Origin of the sequence: Stenotrophomonas sp. RS-48 (assembly GCF_030053245.1) — a bacterium.
GTDB lineage: Bacteria > Pseudomonadota > Gammaproteobacteria > Xanthomonadales > Xanthomonadaceae > Stenotrophomonas > Stenotrophomonas maltophilia_P.
Genome location: NZ_JASGBV010000044.1, coordinates 24,266 through 41,116, shown reverse-complemented (window position 1 = coordinate 41,116; position 16,851 = coordinate 24,266). Strand labels below are relative to the sequence as shown.

The following is a 16,851-nucleotide window of genomic DNA, read 5'->3' as shown; positions in this document are numbered from 1 at the left end:
CTTCCATCTGTCCCGGAACACCCTGCATGCCCTGATCCGGGCGGGCGGCCTGCGCTTGCTGCTGCTGCCCGTCACCACCGTCCATCCACGACCCTCCCGTCCGTCCCCCACCGGCAGGACCGTCATCCGTCTCTGGAGAGCGCTTGATGAAACCGAGGTTGCTGTCGTTGTTGATGTCTTCGCTGCTGCTGTCGCCGCTGGCCGTGCAGGCCCAGTCCTCCAACGCAGGGGAGGGCGCCGATCCGCCGCGTACGCGCGACCTGGATGCGGTCACGGTGACCGGGTCGCTCATTCCGCGCGCGCAGGTGGAGGGCCCCTCACCGGTGACGACCATCACCGCCGAGCAGATCCAGGCGCAGGGTTTCACCACGGTGTTCGATGCGCTGCGCTCGCTGCCGGTCTCCAATGGGTCGGTGCAGGATTCCCAGGGAACCGGCTTCTACACTCCGGGCGCCAAGACCATCAGCCTGTTCGGTCTGGACCCCAGCTACACCCTTACCCTCATCAACGGGCGGCCGATCAACAGCTATCCGCTGGCCTACAACGGCAACACCAGCATCGCCGACATTGCCAACATCCCGCTGGGCATGGTCGAACGCATCGATGTGCTCACCGGTGGCCAGTCCTCGGTGTATGGCTCGTCGGCCGTGGCCGGCGTAGTCAACATCGTGCTGAAAGACCGCGTGGAAGGCACCCATCTGCGCTACCGCGTCGGTGGTTACAGCCAGGGCGGCGGTTCCAGCCAGCGCTTCAGCGCCAGCAGTGGACAGACCTTCGGCAACCTCGATATCAGCTACGGGCTGGAATACATCAACCAGAAGGCGATCTACGCCTTCGACCGCAGCCGCATCGACAGCGTCAACGACAACCCGACCGGGCCGCAGGATCCGTCGCGCAGCTTCCTGCGTATGCGCCAGGGGCCCAACGCCTACATCGACCCGGGCGCGGCCACCTGCGCGCCGCTGTCGAATCTGTTCGGTGGCAGCACCGTGTACGCGCACCGCGACATTTCCGGCGGTGGCTACTACTGCGGCACCCCCGACAACGTCGGCACCGCGTCGCTGTACAACGCCAGCCAGGACGTCAACGCGACCACCTTCCTGCGCTATCACCTCAGCCCGGATACCGAGTTGTACTCGGACATCCTGTTCGGCTTCAGCCGGCCGACCTACAGCGGTGGCAGCCCGTTCTGGAACAAGACCTTCTACAACCGCACCAGCGGCCAGTACGAGCAGTGGCAGCGCATCTACGCGCCCGAGGAAGTCGGCCTGGATGCCAAGGACCAGCGCGTCTACACGCGATCGCTGAACGTCACCGCCGGCGTGCGTGGCGTGCTGGGCAGCTTCGACTACGACGTCTACGTCAACCGTTCCAGCACCGATGTCACCCGCAAATCCACCGACTTCCTCGCCCGGAACGGCGTGGACGATTACTACCTGGGGCCGATGCTGGGCATGCAGGATGGCTACGAGGTCTACGCCCCGGACCTGTCGCGCCTGTACCAGCCGATCACCCGCGACCAGTACGACAGCTTCAGCGGCCTCAACCGTGCTGCATCCAGCGCGTCGCGCACAGCAGTGACGGCACTGCTGACCCATCGTTCGCTGTTTGCCCTGCCGGCCGGCGACGTCGGTTTCGCGCTGATCGCCCAGGGCCAGCGCGAGAAATTCTTCAACCAGTCGGCCGATCCCGATGCCGGTGTGCTGTTCCGCGGGCAGACCGCCGGCACCTCGGCGCAGGGCCAGCGGGATCTGTACGCGCTGGGTGCGGAACTGCAGGTGCCGATCATCGATACCTTCAGCGCCAACCTGTCCGGCCGCTACGACAAGTACGCCCTGCAGGGCGGTGGCGGCAACGGCAAGGCGACCTGGAAGCTTGGCCTGGAGTACCGGCCGATCGAATCGCTGCTGCTGCGTGGCAGCTACGCCACTGCGTTCCGTTCGCCGGACATGTTCTACCTGTTTTCCCGCGAGAGCAGCGGCTATACCACCAACACCGACCTCTACCAGTGCCGGCAGGCCGGTTACACCTCCGACAACTTCGATGACTGCGAGCAGTCCGGGTTGGCGGTGCTGTCTTCCAGTACCGGCAACCGCGATCTGAAGGACATCACTGCACGCACGTTCACCTATGGTGCGGTGTGGTCGACACTGGACAACGCGCTGACGTTGTCGGTGGACTACAACTCGGTGGTGATCGAGAACGAAGTACGCATCCTCGGTACCGACAGCATCCTCGACACCGAGGCCAACTGCCGGCTGGGCGTATCGGAGAACGGGCAGACCCGCTTCGACATCACCTCGCCCACCTGCCAGCAGGTCCTGGGCCAGGTGCAGCGCAAGCCGGCTACCGATCCGCTCAACCCCAACGGTGTGGACAAGGTGTTCTCCTACCCGATCAACATCGCCAGCCAACGCCAGACCGGTGTGCAGGCAGCGCTGGACTATCGCTGGGGTACCTCCTCGGCGGGAGATTTCACGGTCAACGCGGGCTACTACCGCCCGCTCAAGCACACCACCCAGGACAAGGAAGGCGATCCGGTCTACGACCAGTTGTGCTGCGGCAATTCCAATGAACTGCAGTACCGGGCCACGCTGGGCGTGAACTGGAAGCGCGGGCCGTTCAGCGCCAGTGCGTTCGGCGTGCGCAACGCGCCCACCTGGGACAGCCGTGGCGAGCAGCGCAACATCGGCCCGTGGACCACCTGGAACGCCACGGTCGGCTACCGCATCAATGACCTGGCCAGCCTGCTGCTGACGGTCAACAACCTGACCGACGAGATGCCGCCGATCGACCGCAGCAACGGCAACTGGCCGTACTACGATCAGGGCATCTACAACGCCTATGGCCGCTCGGCCTTACTGGAGCTGTCGCTGGACTTCCAGTAGGCCGGGCGCTGGCAGGTCCCGGCTGTCAGGGGGCGGGGGCCAGGAAAGGACAGGGGCGGCCGGGTCGCCGCCCCAGGTGCTAGAATCGCAGGCCTCGCAATCCGTTCATCGACATCCGCCATGAGCCATACCGCCACCGCGCCCGCCAACGCCGAGAAGCGCTACACCGTGCACCGCAGCGACCTGCCGCTGAGCTGCCCGACCCCGGAGATGGCGCTGTGGAACTCGCATCCGCGGGTCTACCTGGCGATCGAAGACGAACCCAACGGTGAAGCGCAGTGCCCGTACTGCGGTTCCGTGTTCGTACTGGCTGACTGAACGGCCTTCACCGATGCGTCGACTGACCGTGGTGCAGTTGCTGCCGGCGCTGCACTCCGGCGGCGTCGAGCGCTCGACCCTGGAAATCGCGTCGGCACTGGTGGCAGCCGGCCATCGCGCGCTGGTGGTGTCTGCCGGTGGCCGCCTCGTTGAACCGCTGCTGGCCAGCGGTGCCGAGCATCTCACCCTCGATATCGGCCGCAAGTCGCTGCTGACCCTGCGTCATCTGCCGACCCTGCGTCGCCTGTTCGCCGAGGTCGGCGCCGATATCGTGCACGCCCGCTCGCGCCTGCCCGCGTGGCTGGGGCTGTATGCGATCCGGGCGATGCCGCAGGCGCAGCGGCCGCACTGGGTAACCACCGTGCACGGGCTGAACTCGCCCAGCCGCTACAGCGCGGTGATGACCAGCGGCGAGCGCGTGATCTGTGTCTCCAACAGCGTGCGCGAATACGTGCAGCGCCACTATCCGACCGTGCCGGAGGACCACCTGCGGGTGATCCCGCGTGGTGTCGATGTCAGTCAGTTCCCGCGGGTGGCGCGCGGTGATCGCCGGCCGCGCCTGTCGCTGGTGGCGGACTACCCGTGGCTGGCCGGGGTGGACGGGCCGCTGCTGCTGCTGCCGGGCCGTGGCACGCGCCTGAAGGGGCACGCGCACGCGCTGCAGCTGCTGGCCGACGTCCGCGCTGCCGGCGTGCCGGCGCAGCTGTGGATGCTGGGCACCGACGAGCCGGGGCGCGAAGCCTATGTGGCCGACCTGCGCCGCCAGGCCGCCACGCTCGGCATCGCAGACGCGGTCCACATCAGCACGCCGACCGCCCGCATTGCCCAGGCCTATGCCGCCAGCGATCTGGTGCTGCAGCTGTCCGACAAGCCCGAAGCCTTTGGCCGTACCGTGGTGGAAGCACTGTCGGTGGGCCGACCGGTGCTCGGCTGGAACCACGGTGGGGTGGGCGAACTGCTGCAGCAGCTCCAGCCCACCGGTGCGGTGCCGCTGGGAGATGCGCAGGCACTGGGTGAACGTGCGCTGGCCCTTCTGGCGCAGCCGCCATCGTTGCCGGGCCGTATCCCGTTTACCCTGCAGGCCATGCAGCGCGATACCCTCCGTCTCTATGCCGACCTCGCAGGCTGACACCGCAGCCGTCCTGCGCGATGAACGCGCCGGGCGCTGGGCGCCCTTGTGGGTGCTTGCCTACGTGGCGTTGTGGCCGCTGCCAGGCATCGCCGAGACCGTCCTGGGCCTGGGTGCAATCTATGCCGCAGTGCGCATGGTCATCCGCCGCCTGCAGCGCCGGCCGCATCTGCTGAGCCCGGCGGCCTGGGCGCTGACCTCGATCCTGTTCCTCGGCTACTGGTTGCCGCAGGCATTTTCCGCATTCGATGCGATCGACCCGTCGGCCTCGTGGACCAAGGCGGCAGGAGGCCTGCGCTACCTGCCCTTCATGTGGCTGGTAGCGATCGCAGTGGCCACGCCGGAGCGGCGCAGACTCACCCTGGGTGGACTGGCGGTGATCACCGGCGCCTGGACGCTGGATGCGCTGGTACAGGCGGTGGCCGGCACCAGCCCATGGTTCTGGTCGCTGGAGCAGCTCAAACTGGCAATCAGCGGGCGTGCGCTGTGCCCGGCCGATGAAGCGGCGTTGGCCGACCGGCTCAGTGGCGTACTGGGCCCGTGCAACCTGAAATTCGGCCAGGTGCTGGCCAGCCTGTCGCCGTTCCTGCTGCTGCCGCTGGCGCGCCGCTTCGGTGCTGCCGGCTGGCTGCTGGCCGCTGCGGCCCTCGGCAGTGTGTTGCTGCTGGCCGGCTCACGCGCCTCGTGGATCACCTTCGCGCTCGTGCTGGCCTACAGCGGCATGCGCCAGTTCGGCTGGAAGCGGCTGGCGCTGTTGGGGATGGTCGGGGTCCTGGGGGCCGGGGTCCTGGTTGCCAGCGTGCCGCAGCTGCGCGAGCGCGTGCTGCGCACGACGATGGCCTGGGAGGGGGACGAGACGGGCGTCGACCAGGCGTTGTCCGGGCGTGCGCGGATCTGGAGCGCAGCGGCCTGCATGATCGAAGCACATCCGATCAACGGTGTCGGCGCGCGTGGCTTCCGCGATGCGTATCCCGCCTGCGTCGCAGGGGAGGGAACCGCGGTGTGGGGCGCGGAACCGGCCCTGCACGCGCACCAGATCGTGCTGGAGATCCTGGCCGAGACCGGCGCGCTGGGCCTGCTGTTGTGGCTGGCCGCCGTGGCACAGGCCTGGCGGGCGTGGCGCTTCGCACCGACCGCGGCCCGCGAGCGGGCGCGGCCGGCGATGCTGGCGCTGGCGGTCACCGTGTTCCCGCTCAACACCCACCTGGCGTTCTACTCTGCGTTCTGGGGTGGGCTGACCGTGCTGCTGGCGGCGCTGTTCGCCGGCAGCCTGCTGGCGCATGACGCGGATGACCCACCACGCGCGATGGAAACGGGCAGGTGATCCGGGCGGATCCAGGCGTGCCCGGATCTATCTGTAGAAGTCGCTGCGCCCGCCGGGCTGGCGCTTGAAGCGGCGATGGATCCACAGGTACTGGTCAGGGGCTTCGCGCACCATCTCTTCGATCGCCTGGTTGACGCGCGCGGTATCGGCTTCCACATCCTCGCTCGGGAAGTTCTCCAGCGGCGCGCCGATCTTCAGGAAGTACTTCCCGCCTTCGCGGCGGTGGAAGTACGGAATGACCGCGCAACCGGTCATCCGCGCCAGCTGGTGGGTGGCGGTGATGGTGGCGGCGGTGTGGCCGAAGAACGGAACGAACACGGTGTCCTTGCCACGCATGTCCTGGTCGGGGGCATACCAGAGGAAGCCGCCCTTCTTCAGGTGGCGCACGGTGGCGCGGATGTCCTCGTTGGCGAACATCGCCTTGGCATAGCGCAGGCGGCCGAACTTCACCGCCCACTCGTACACCGGATTCTTATGTTTGCGGTACATGCCGGACAGGTCGACGTAGTCGCACAGCAGGCGGCCGCACATCTCCAGGGTCATGAAGTGCCCGGACACCAGCAGCACGCCGCGACCCTCGGCCTGCATCTGCCGCAGGTGCTCCAGCCCTTCGATCTGCACCTGCGGGCGGATGCTGTCGATGCTGCCCCACCAGGCACGGATGCACTCGAACACGCCCACGCCCAGGGCATCGAAGCTGTCGCGAACCAACCGCTTGCGCCAGGCATCGTCCTTTTCCGGGAAACACAGTGCGAGATTGACCTCGGCTGCACGGCGACGGCTGCCGGCCAGGCGCCAGGCGATCGACCCCACCCCGCGACCGAGGGCGCGCTGCAGCATCCACGGCAGGCGGGCGATGGCGAAAGCGCCGTACATGGCGGCGAACATCGGCCAGTTGCGGGGATCGCGCAGTGACGGGCGGACGGCAGTGGAGGCATCGGACATGGCGCCATTCTAGCAATCCGGCTGCGTGTCTTTCCCGGGGGTGTCCCGTATCCTTGCCGCATGCGCAAAGACCCTGTCGAATGGATCCTGCGCGGCCTGTATTCGGTCGTGCTCTACATCCTGCTGCCGATCACCGTGTACCACCTGGTCTGGCGCGGCTTCCGGGTCCGTGAGTATTTCCGCCGCTGGGACGAGCGCTACGCCTCCTATCCCCAGCCCAGCGGCCAGCCACGGGTCTGGCTGCATGCGGTCTCGGTGGGCGAGGTCAACGCCGCCGCGCCGCTGGTCAACGCCCTGCGCCAGCAGCGCCCGGATATCCGCTGGGTCATCACCACCATCACTCCCACCGGCTCCGAGCGCGTGCGCGCGCTGTGGGGCGATGCGCTGGACCACGTCTACCTGCCGTATGACGTGCCCGGCAGCGTCAACCGTTTCCTCGGCCACTTCCAGCCCAGCCTGGCGCTGATCCTGGAAACCGAACTGTGGCCGAACATGCTGTTCGGCTGCCGTGACCGCGACATTCCGGTCTACATCCTCAATGCCCGCCTGTCGGCCCGTTCGCTGCGTGGCTACCGGCTGCTGGCCGCGCTGATCCGCCGCGCGCTGCGCACGGTGACGTGCGTGGCAGCCCAGTCGCAGGACGACGCAGAGCGCTTCGTGCAGCTGGGGGCGGCGCCTGACCAGGTGCAGGCACTGGGCAACCTCAAATTCGACATCGCCACGCCGGACGTGCAGGCCTTCATCGAACAGTTCCACGCACGGGTGCCGGACACGCGACCGGTCTGGATCGCGGCCAGTACCCATGATGGCGAAGAGCAGGCGGTGATCGAACTGCACCGGCGCCTGCGCCAGCACCATCCGGACCTGCTGCTGCTGTGGGCACCCCGGCATCCCGAGCGCTTCCCGAAGGTGGAGGCGCTGGCGCGCGAGCAGGGCTGGAACGTGGCGACCCGCCGTGCGCAGCAGTGGCCGTCCGCCGATACCGATGCCTTCATCATCGACACCCTCGGCGAACTGATGCCGTTCTATGGCTGTGCGCAGGTCGCTTTCGTCGGCGGCAGCCTGCAGCCGATCGGTGGCCACAACCTGCTGGAGCCGGCGGCGATGGGCACTGCCGCGGTGACCGGTCCGCACCTGCACAATTTCTCGGAGATCTCGCGGCGCATGCGCGAGGCCGGTGCGCTGTTGATCGGCGAAGACGTGCAGGCGGTCGGCGGTCTGCTGCAGCACCTGCTGGAGGATCCGCAGGCCCGCGAGGACATGGCGCACGCTGGATGCACGCTGGTCAGCAATGGGCGCGGCGCGCTGCAGCGGACGCTGGCGCTGGTGGCCCCGCACCTGCCACCGCCCCGCGGCTGAGCCGCACGCGGCGCGCTTGCCGCCGTACTGTCGCGATCAACTGGATTAAGCCTGCTTGACGGCCATCGTTCTGTCGTCGCAGGACCGATTGCCGACGCCGCAACGTGCCTCGGATCACACCTCGCGGCATGCAGATGCAAATTGACTATCGATTGCCAACACAGGCTGCCAGCCTGATGTCGACCGTGCTTGGACGGCATCAAGGGAGCTTGAGATGAGCGGCAGCGATGGCCATCGGCTTGGAATGGATCATCTGGGCGTGATCCTGATGACGTTGCTGCTCGGTGGCAGTGTCATCGCACGGGTCGGTCAGTACACGGCGGCGCAGGCGGGGCCGGCCGTCGTTCTCAGTCTGCTGCTCGCAGCCCTCGGTGCGGCGCTGGTGCTGGCACGCCTGTACAGGGTGGTGACGCAGGCGGATATGGCCGATGGCCTGGATGGCCTGCATGGCCTGCTGGTGGCCGGCTGGGGGCGGTCGATTGCCCGCGTGCTGTGCCTGGCGTTGTTGCTGGAGTGCACGGCGACGCTGGCGGGTGCGGCGCAGTCCGGGGCTGGCCATCTGCATGCGGCACTGGCGGCGGCGAGCGCATCCAGCGCCGGTACGCTGCCGGTGCAGGTGACGGCCGCTGCAGGCCTGCTGCTGTTGGGAGCCGCCGCGCTGATGCGACCGTCGCGCACCGTGCTGCTGGTGTGCGCGCTGTTGACCGTGAAGATCGGCATCGGCGTGCTGCTGCTGGCGCTGGCGGCCCGGTATGTGCACTACGCGCACTGGATCCCATGGGTTCCCCCCGCCACTGCACCGTATCGCTTCGGCCTGGGAGGTGTGCTCGCCGCGGCTGTGCCGCTGCTGGGCATCTTTGCCAGCGCCGGCCTGGCACTGGGCGTTCCCGGGTTGCCTGTTGGCGGGCTGGCGCGACGCCCACTGACGATGCTCATGGTGCTCGTCGCGGCGACGCTGATGCTGATCGCACTGGCCGCACTGCAGGCGGGCCTGGTCGACTATCCAGCGCTGGCCAGCAGCCGGCCCTTGACGGTCGCGCTGCGAAGCCATCCCCAATTGTCCTGGATGTTGCCGTGGCTGCCGCTGGCAGGGTATGCAGGGTTGGCGGCGCTGCAGCTGGTGCTGCTGATGCTGGCGGCACGGCTGGCGCTGCCGCTGTGGCCGCTTGGAAACGAGGGCGACCCACCGGCGGCGTGCGTGGCGACCGTGGCGATCATCCTGTTGGCGACCCTGCTGGCGCTGTGGCTGCCGGCCGGCGTCTTGCCGACGATGCCGGGGCCGGTGGCACTGCTGGTGGTGGCCGCGTTGTGCCTGGGGGGACTCCAGCGGCGCAGCGAGGTGACGCGCTCGCCTGCCGACGCCGTGCTGGGCATGGCGGCAGCGGCGTTGTGCCTGCTGCCGCTCCTGCGCTAGATCTCATCGCCGCGGCACAAACAGAAAAGCCACCCGGTCGGGTGGCTTTCCGTCAACACAGGCGACGACGACTTACTGGGTGGTCGTGGCGGGGTTGCCCGCGTCCTGGGTCAGCAGGCGATTGATGTCCTGCAGTTCGGCCACGTCCAGCGCGCCCAGCGACTGGCTCAGCAGCAGGCGGTTCTGCAGGAAGGTGTAGCGGGCCTGCGCGTAGTCCAGCTGTGCCGAGAACAGGATGCGCTGGTTCTGGATCACGTCCAGCACGGTACGGGTACCCACTTCCAGGCCGACCTGCGAGGCGTCGTACGCGCTCTGTGCCGAGACGACGGCCAGGCGGCGTGCCTCCACCTCGCTGATGCCCTGCACCAGGGTCTGGTAGGCATTGCGGGTGTTGCGATCCAGCGCGCGCTTCTGCTGTTCGTAGCCATCCTGGGCGATGTCACGCTGGGCCAGCGCCTGGCGCACGCCGGACTGGGTGGCGCCGCCGGCGAAGATCGGCACGCTGAGGGTCAGGCCGATGCTGTTGGTGCGCGCATCCGGGGACAGCGAACCCGAACCGGTGCTGTCGCCCCAGGTCGCGGTCTTGCCCCAGCTGCCGCCCAGCGACAGCGTCGGGTAGTGGGCGCCACGGGCGGCCTGCACGCCGGCCTCGGCCGCGCTGACCTTCAGCTCCTGCGCCTTCAGCGACGGGTTCTGGCTGGTCGCCTGCTGCACCAGTTCATCGATGTTGCCGCGGTTGGCCGGCACTTCGGGACGGAAGTCGGCCGGCAGCCCCTTGAGGTTCAGCACCGGCTGGCCGGTAAGTTCGGTCAGCGCCTGGTAGTTATCGGCCAGGGTGTTCTGCGCGACGATGGTGTTGGCGCGCGCCTGGTCATACTGCGCGCGCGCTTCGTGCACGTCGGTGATCGGCGCCAGGCCCACTTCCAGGCGCTTGTCGGCGAAGTCGAACTGCTTCTTCGCGGCCGCTTCGTTGGTCTGTGCGGCATTCAGCGATTCGATCGCCACCAGCACGTTGAAGTAGGCCGCCGAGGTGCGGACGATCAGGCTGTCGTTGGCCGAATCCAGGGTGAAGTCAGCCGCCTTGCTCAGTTCGCGCTGCGAGCGCAGGTTGTTGATCTGCGTCCAGTTGAACAGGGTCTGCGAACCGTCGATCGTGTAGTTGCGGCGCTTGCTGCTGACCGTGCCGGTATTGGCATCGGCGTTGGCTTCGCTGCGTGTGCGGTTCAGCGTGGCCTGGCCGTTGATCTGCGGAAGCAGGGCAGCGCGCGCCTGCACGGCGCCTTCCTTGTCGTACAGCCGGGTGGATTCGGCGGCCGACAGCTGCGGATCGCCGTTGCGCGCCATCTCGTAGACCTGCAACAGGTCAGCGGCATGGGCAGACAACGGCAGCAGGGCAGTGGCCAGCGCAACAGCGAGGGATCGGCGGATCATTGCGGCTTCCTTGGACTCAGAGGTGGAACTGGGGTGCCGGGGCGGCACCGCGCAGGTAATCGATATCGGTCTCGAACAGGGATTCGGTGCTGCCATCGGCCTTGATCAGAAGCGCTTCCATCGCCGGCGAACGGCCCTGGATCACGAACAGGCGACCACCCGGACGCAGCCACGAGGCGAACTGTGACGGCACCACGTTGACGGCACCAGTGACACAGATCACGTCAAAGCGACGTTCGGTCTGCCACGCCAGCGCGTCAGCCACTTCCACACGGACGTTGGTACCCAGGCCGGAGGCATCCAGTCGCGCACGCGCGGCGGTCGCCAGTTCCGGGTCGATCTCCAGGCTCAGCACGTCGCGCGCCAGCGCGCCGATGCAGGCGGCCAGGAAGCCGCTGCCCGTGCCGATCTCCAGCACTTCGTCACCCGGTTGCAGGTCCAGCGCCTGCAGGGTACGGCCCTCGATGACGGGCTTCATCATCTTCTGGCCATTGCCGATCGGCAGTTCAACATCGGCGTAGGCCAGTGCCCGGTGCGCGTCGGCGACAAAGGCCTCGCGCGGCAGGCGGGCCAGGACGTCGAGCACCTTGATGTCCAGCACGTCCCAGGGACGGATCTGCTGTTCCACCATCAGTTCGCGGGCGTGGGCGTAATCAATCGTCATGAGGTTCAAATCCAGCGCAGTGGGCCGGCCATTTTACCGGTGCCGGAGGCCGGCGGCGCGCCCAGAGCATCCGCTGCCGGGGGGCCGGGGTCGCAGTGCCGGAAGTCATCGCGACCACCGGTTCGTTCAGCTTTGCCGTTTCAGCCGGTTCCGGCTCCTCCGGGCGCATAGGCGCGCAGGAAGAAGTCGACGCTGGCCGCCACGTGGGTGACAGGATCGATCTCCACCGATGACAGTGGCATGCCGCACATCATATGCATGTGCACTTCACCCTTGACCAGGGTCAGGAACTGCTGCCCGGCCAGGTGATGGTCGGGAATCTGCAGCTCGCCCCGCTCGCTGCGCGAGCGCAGGAAGTCGGCCAGCGCCTCGCAGGTGCGCTCGGGCCCGGCCTGCCAGAACAGCTCACGCAGGCGTTCGTCGGTCTCCGGGGCCATCATCACACGTTGGATCGAGATCGCCGCGTCGGAGGTGATCAGCTTGAAGAAGGCCAGGCCGATCCCGATCAGCTGGTCGCGCAGTGGCCCTTCGGCGTCGGCCACGAACAGCGCATCCGGCAGCATCTCGATGCATTTGGACTGCACGGCCTCGGAGAACAGGGTCTCCTTGTCGCCGAAATGGCTGTACACCGTCAGCTTCGACACGCCCGCCTGGGCAGCGATGCTGTCCATGCTCACACCGGTATAGCCCTGTTCGATGAACAGGGTCTTGGCCGCCTCGAGGATCGCCGCGCGCTTGCCAAGATCCTTGGGACGCCCGGGTCCGGCGGCCTTGGCAGCAGGCTTGGCCGACGGCTTGCGGGAAGTGGAAGAACTCATTGCGGTAATACTAGACCAAGCGGTTCGATATTTATACTATACCGGCCAGTTTACTAAATTGGGCCGGACGTTGCGGCTCCCCTGCTGAACTCAGTGTTGTCAGGACGTTGACCGATGAAGATCGTGCGCTGGATGGGCGGTATCGTGTGGGTGGCTGCGCTGGCAGCCTGTTCGGGACAGGAGCAGGCGCCACCGGCGGCCGTGCCGGTGCTGGTGGTGCATCCCGGCGAGCAGGTCGGGCAGGCGCCGGCGGCGTTTCCCGGTACGGTCCGGGCACGCCAGGAGAGCCCGCTGTCGTTCCGCGTCGGCGGCAACCTGGTCAAGCGCCATGTGGACGCCGGCCAACGGGTGAAGAAGGGGGAGGTGCTGGCCGAGCTGGATGTCGCCGACTTCGCCCTGCAGGCGCGCGCCTCGCAGGCGCAGCTGGCCGCGGCCGAAGCCGATCTGGTACGCGCCCGCGACGATCTCAAGCGCTACCAGGTGCTGGCCGACCAGCAGCTGGTCAGCCGCTCGCAGCTGGATCAGCAGTCTGCCGCGTTCAAGGCCGCGCAGGGCCAGGCCAACGCGGCCCGGGCCAACCTGGACGTGCTGCGCAACCAGGCCGGCTACGCCCAGCTGCGTGCGCCGGCCGATGGTGTGATCGCCAGCCGTGAGGCGGAAGCCGGGCAGGTGGTGGCCGCGGGCCAGACCATCTTCAACCTGGCCGCAGACGGTGGCCGCGAAGTGCTGATCGACCTGCCGGAAGCCACCATCCGCGACTACGCGGTAGGCCAGCCGGTGGAAGTGGAGTTGTGGAACCGCCCGGGGCAGCGCCTGCCCGGCACGATCCGCGAGATCGCCGCCGCCGCCGATCCGCAGGCGCGGACCTACGCAACCCGGGTCAGCCTGCCCGCCGATGCACTGGCCGATGTCGAGCTGGGGCAGAGCGCGCGCGTGTTCAGCAGCGCCGGCCGCCACGGCACCCTGCAGCTGCCGATGGCCGCTCTCCAGCGCGGTGCAGGTGGCGCAACCAGTGTGTGGGTGGTGGACCCGGCCAGCAGCACGTTGAAATCGGTCACCGTCAGCACGGGCGCCTATGGCATCGACGCCGTGCCGGTGCTGTCCGGCGTGGACGCCGACGACTGGGTGGTGGCTGCGGGCGGCCATCTGCTGCGATCCGGCCAGCAGGTCGTCGCGGTGGACCGGCAGAACCGCCCGGTGCTGAAGCCCGCAGCGCCGGCTGCCGCACCGAAGGCGAAGGAGTAAGCCTGTGCGCCGTTTCAATCTATCCGAATGGGCGCTGGGCAACCGCGCGCTGGTGCTGTTCGCCATGCTCGCCTTCGCCCTCATCGGCGCCTGGTCGTACAAGCATCTGGGCCAGTCCGAGGATCCGCCGTTCACCTTCAAGGTGATGGTGGTACGCACGATGTGGCCGGGCGCGACCGCCGAGCAGGTCTCGCGCCAGGTGACCGAGCCGATCGAGAAGGCGCTGCTCAACACCGGGCAGTACGAGTTCATCCGCTCCTACTCGCGCCCGGGCGAGTCGCAGGTGATCTTCGCGGCCAAGGACAGCCTGCGCTCCAAGGCCATTCCGGACCTGTGGTACCAGGTGCGCAAACGCGTGGGCGACATCAAGCCGAACCTGCCGCGCGAAATCGTCGGTCCGTTCTTCAACGATGAGTTCGGCGACACCTTCGGCAACATCTACGCGCTGACCGGGCAGGGCTTCGACTACGCCGTGATGCGTGACTACGCCGATCGCATCCAGCTGGAACTGCAGCGGGTGCCGGACGTGGGCAAGATCGAGCTGCAGGGCCTGCAGGACGAGAAGGTCTGGATCGAGCTGTCCAACACCAAGCTGGCCACGCTGGGCGTGTCGCTGCAGCAGGTGCAGCAGGCGCTGGCCGACCAGAACGCGATCAGCGCCACCAGCTTCTTCGAGACCCCGACCGATCGCGTGCAGCTGCGCGTGACCGGCCAGTTCCAGAGCATCGATGACATCCGTCGCTTCCCGATCCAGGCCGGCGACCGCACGGTGCACCTGGGCGATATCGCCGAGATCAAGCGCGGCTTCGCCGATCCGGCGTCGCCGAAGATGCGCTTCATGGGTGAGGATGCGATCGGCATTGCGGTCGCGATGAAAGACGGCGGCGACATCCTGAAGCTGGGCTCCACGCTGGATGCCGAGTTCGAGCGCCTGCAGAAGACGCTGCCGGCGGGCATGCACCTGCGCAAGGTCTCCGACCAGCCGCATGCGGTGGAAGAGTCGGTGGGTGAGTTCGTGCAGGTGCTGACCGAAGCGGTGGTGATCGTGCTGCTGGTGAGCTTCTTCTCGCTGGGCCTGCGTACGGGCCTGGTGGTGGGCGTGACCATTCCGCTGGTGCTGGCGATGACCTTCTTCGTCATGCACTACTTCGATATCGGCTTGCACAAGATCTCGCTGGGCGCGCTGGTGCTGGCGCTGGGCCTGCTGGTGGACGATGCGATCATCGCGGTGGAGATGATGGCCACCAAGATGGAACAGGGCTACGACCGCCTGCGCGCGGCCAGCTTCGCCTGGGAATCCACGGCGTTCCCGATGCTCACCGGTACGCTGATCACGGCGGCAGGTTTCCTGCCGATCGCCACGGCGGCGTCAAGCACCGGTGAGTACACCCGTTCGCTGTTCCAGGTGGTGACCATCGCGCTGGTGGTGTCATGGATTGCGGCGGTGCTGTTCATTCCGTACCTGGGTGACAAGATGCTGCCGGATCTGTTCAATCCGCAGCTGCCCAAGCCGGACAGCCTGGCCGGTCGCTGGCGTGCGAAGCGCCTGGCCTGGGCCGATCGCCATCCGGCGCTGCTGCGCTGGGTCGCACCGAAGGAGCATGCACACGACCACGATCCGTACCAGCGGCCGTTCTACACGCGTTTCCGCCGTTTCCTGGACATGTGCCTGCGCCACCGCTGGTGGGTGATCGCAGCAACGGTGGCCCTGTTCGTGTTCTCGCTGCTGATGTTCCGCTTCGTGCCGCAGCAGTTCTTCCCGGATTCGACCCGCCCGGAACTGATGGTGGATATCGAACTGGCTGAAGGCGCGTCTCTGCAGGCCACGCAGGCGCAGGCCAGCAAGCTGGAAAAGCTGCTGAAGGGCCGTGAGGGCATCGCCAACTATGTGGCCTATGTGGGTACCGGTTCGCCGCGCTTCTACCTGCCGCTGGACCAGCAGCTGCCGGCGACCAACTTCTCGCAGTTCGTGGTGCTCACCGAAGACGCCAAGGCGCGCGAGGCCACGCGCGATTGGCTGTTGAAGGACGTGATCCCGCAGTTCCCGGATGTGCAGATGCGCGTGACGCGGCTGGAGAACGGTCCGCCGGTGGGCTACCCGGTGCAGCTGCGGATCTCCGGCGAGCACATCGAGCAGGTGCAGGCGATCGCACGCCAGGTACAGGACAAGGTGCGGGAGAACCCGCATGTGATGAACGTGAACCTGGACTGGAGCGAGCCGAGCAAGGTCGTGCGGCTGGTGCTTGACCAGGACCGTGCGCGCGCGCTGGGCGTGAGCAGTGCGCAGGTGAGCCAGCTGCTGGGCACTTCGCTGTCGGGCATGAGCGTGAGCACCTATCGCGAGGGCAATCGCCTGATCGAGATGCTGCTGCGGGGGCCGGAGAACGAGCGCGTGCAGCTGGGCATGCTGGGCAGCCTGGCCATTCCCACCGCCAGTGGCACGTCGGTGACGCTCTCGCAGGTGGCGCGCCTGGAGTACGTGTTCGAGGACGGCATCATCTGGCATCGCAACCGCCTGCCGACCGTGACCGTGCGTGCCGATATCAGTGACGGCAGCCAGGCGCTGGACGTGGTGCAGCAGATCCTGCCGACGCTGGATGGCATCCGCGCTGCACTGCCGAGCGGTTACCTGCTGGAAACCGGCGGAACGGTGGAGGATTCGGCACGTGGCCAGGACTCGATCAAGGCAGGCATGCCGTTGTTCCTGATCGTGGTCGCAACGCTGCTGATGCTGCAGCTGCGCAGCTTCTCGCGTGCCGCGATGGTGCTGGTGACGGCACCGCTGGGCATCATCGGCGCGACCTTGTTCCTGCTGCTGTTCCGTGCACCGTTCGGGTTCGTGGCGCTGCTGGGCACGATCGCGCTGGCCGGCATGATCATGCGCAACTCGGTGATCCTGATCGACCAGATCCAGCAGGACATCGATGCCGGGCATGATCGCTGGCATGCGATCATCGACGCGACGGTACGGCGTTTCCGCCCGATCGTGCTGACCGCCCTGGCGGCGGTGCTGGCGATGATTCCGCTGTCGCGCAGCGCGTTCTATGGCTCGATGGCGATCTCGATCATGGGCGGGTTGATCGTGGGTACCGTGCTGACCCTGGTGTTCCTGCCGGCGCTGTATGCGGCGTGGTTCCGGGTGAAGCCGGATGAATCCGGGGCGTAATGCCCCGGGTTCCAGGGCCGCCGCCTCTGGCAGGTGCCAACCCTGGTTGGCACGGCGCGTTGCATCCACGCATGCTCGCGGGATCTGCTTTCTGTAGAGCCGAGCCATGCTCGGCTGCTCTTCGCGCGATGATGGGGTGAGTCGAGCATG

Annotated in this window: 12 protein-coding genes; 8 read left to right on the top strand and 4 right to left on the bottom strand. The window is 67.4% G+C overall.

Annotated elements, in window-relative coordinates; translation table 11 throughout:
• Nucleotides 1–146: 146 nt before the first annotated feature.
• The 4 genes from QMZ25_RS09090 (at nucleotide 147) to QMZ25_RS09075 (ending at nucleotide 5,659) form a co-directional block, all read left to right on the top strand.
• Complete coding sequence (locus tag QMZ25_RS09090; protein ID WP_283219490.1) at nucleotides 147–2,888, top strand: TonB-dependent receptor; 2,742 nt, start codon at nucleotides 147–149, stop codon at nucleotides 2,886–2,888.
• A 120-nt stretch (nucleotides 2,889–3,008) separates the two neighbouring features.
• Nucleotides 3,009–3,206, top strand: a complete 198-nt coding sequence (locus QMZ25_RS09085; protein ID WP_053517405.1) for a zinc-finger domain-containing protein — start codon at nucleotides 3,009–3,011, stop codon at nucleotides 3,204–3,206.
• Between the two features lie 13 nt (nucleotides 3,207–3,219).
• Complete coding sequence (locus tag QMZ25_RS09080) at nucleotides 3,220–4,335, top strand: glycosyltransferase (RefSeq protein ID WP_065181722.1); 1,116 nt, start codon at nucleotides 3,220–3,222, stop codon at nucleotides 4,333–4,335.
• On the top strand, nucleotides 4,316–5,659 hold the full coding sequence (locus tag QMZ25_RS09075; protein ID WP_283219489.1) for an O-antigen ligase family protein: 1,344 nt from the start codon (nucleotides 4,316–4,318) through the stop codon (nucleotides 5,657–5,659). Before QMZ25_RS09080 ends, QMZ25_RS09075 begins: the two co-directional genes overlap by 20 nt.
• Before the next feature lie 27 nt (nucleotides 5,660–5,686).
• Here QMZ25_RS09075 and QMZ25_RS09070 read toward each other — a convergent pair whose 3' ends face one another.
• Nucleotides 5,687–6,604: an LpxL/LpxP family Kdo(2)-lipid IV(A) lauroyl/palmitoleoyl acyltransferase gene (locus tag QMZ25_RS09070; protein ID WP_065175114.1), complete on the bottom strand. Its 918-nt coding sequence runs from the start codon at nucleotides 6,602–6,604 to the stop codon at nucleotides 5,687–5,689.
• Between the two features lie 60 nt (nucleotides 6,605–6,664).
• Here QMZ25_RS09070 and waaA point away from each other — a divergent pair, with 60 nt between their 5' ends.
• Both waaA and QMZ25_RS09060 read left to right on the top strand, forming a co-directional pair.
• On the top strand, nucleotides 6,665–7,963 hold the full coding sequence (gene waaA, locus QMZ25_RS09065; protein ID WP_111186158.1) for a lipid IV(A) 3-deoxy-D-manno-octulosonic acid transferase: 1,299 nt from the start codon (nucleotides 6,665–6,667) through the stop codon (nucleotides 7,961–7,963).
• Nucleotides 7,964–8,177: 214 nt separating this feature from the next.
• Nucleotides 8,178–9,377, top strand: coding sequence for an amino acid transporter (locus QMZ25_RS09060; protein WP_283219488.1), 1,200 nt, complete (start codon nucleotides 8,178–8,180; stop codon nucleotides 9,375–9,377).
• Nucleotides 9,378–9,449: 72 nt separating this feature from the next.
• Here the strand turns inward: QMZ25_RS09060 and QMZ25_RS09055 are convergent, their stop codons facing one another.
• The 3 genes from QMZ25_RS09055 to QMZ25_RS09045 form a co-directional block, all read right to left on the bottom strand.
• Complete coding sequence (locus tag QMZ25_RS09055; protein WP_065175111.1) at nucleotides 9,450–10,808, bottom strand: TolC family outer membrane protein; 1,359 nt, start codon at nucleotides 10,806–10,808, stop codon at nucleotides 9,450–9,452.
• A 16-nt stretch (nucleotides 10,809–10,824) separates the two neighbouring features.
• A complete protein-coding gene (locus QMZ25_RS09050) occupies nucleotides 10,825–11,472 on the bottom strand; it encodes a protein-L-isoaspartate O-methyltransferase (RefSeq protein WP_053520104.1) in 648 nt (215 codons plus the stop codon).
• 140 nt (nucleotides 11,473–11,612) lie between these two features.
• A complete protein-coding gene (locus tag QMZ25_RS09045) occupies nucleotides 11,613–12,290 on the bottom strand; it encodes a TetR/AcrR family transcriptional regulator (protein ID WP_065175109.1) in 678 nt (225 codons plus the stop codon).
• Between the two features lie 114 nt (nucleotides 12,291–12,404).
• On the opposite strand from QMZ25_RS09045, the gene QMZ25_RS09040 reads away from it, so the two are divergent.
• A complete protein-coding gene (locus QMZ25_RS09040; RefSeq protein WP_065181718.1) occupies nucleotides 12,405–13,535 on the top strand; it encodes an efflux RND transporter periplasmic adaptor subunit in 1,131 nt (376 codons plus the stop codon).
• A gap of 4 nt (nucleotides 13,536–13,539) precedes the next feature.
• The gene (locus tag QMZ25_RS09035; RefSeq protein ID WP_053520101.1) at nucleotides 13,540–16,701 is read left to right on the top strand and encodes an efflux RND transporter permease subunit; all 3,162 of its coding nucleotides are present in this window, start codon (nucleotides 13,540–13,542) and stop codon (nucleotides 16,699–16,701) included.
• The last annotated feature ends 150 nt before the right edge of the window (nucleotides 16,702–16,851 follow it).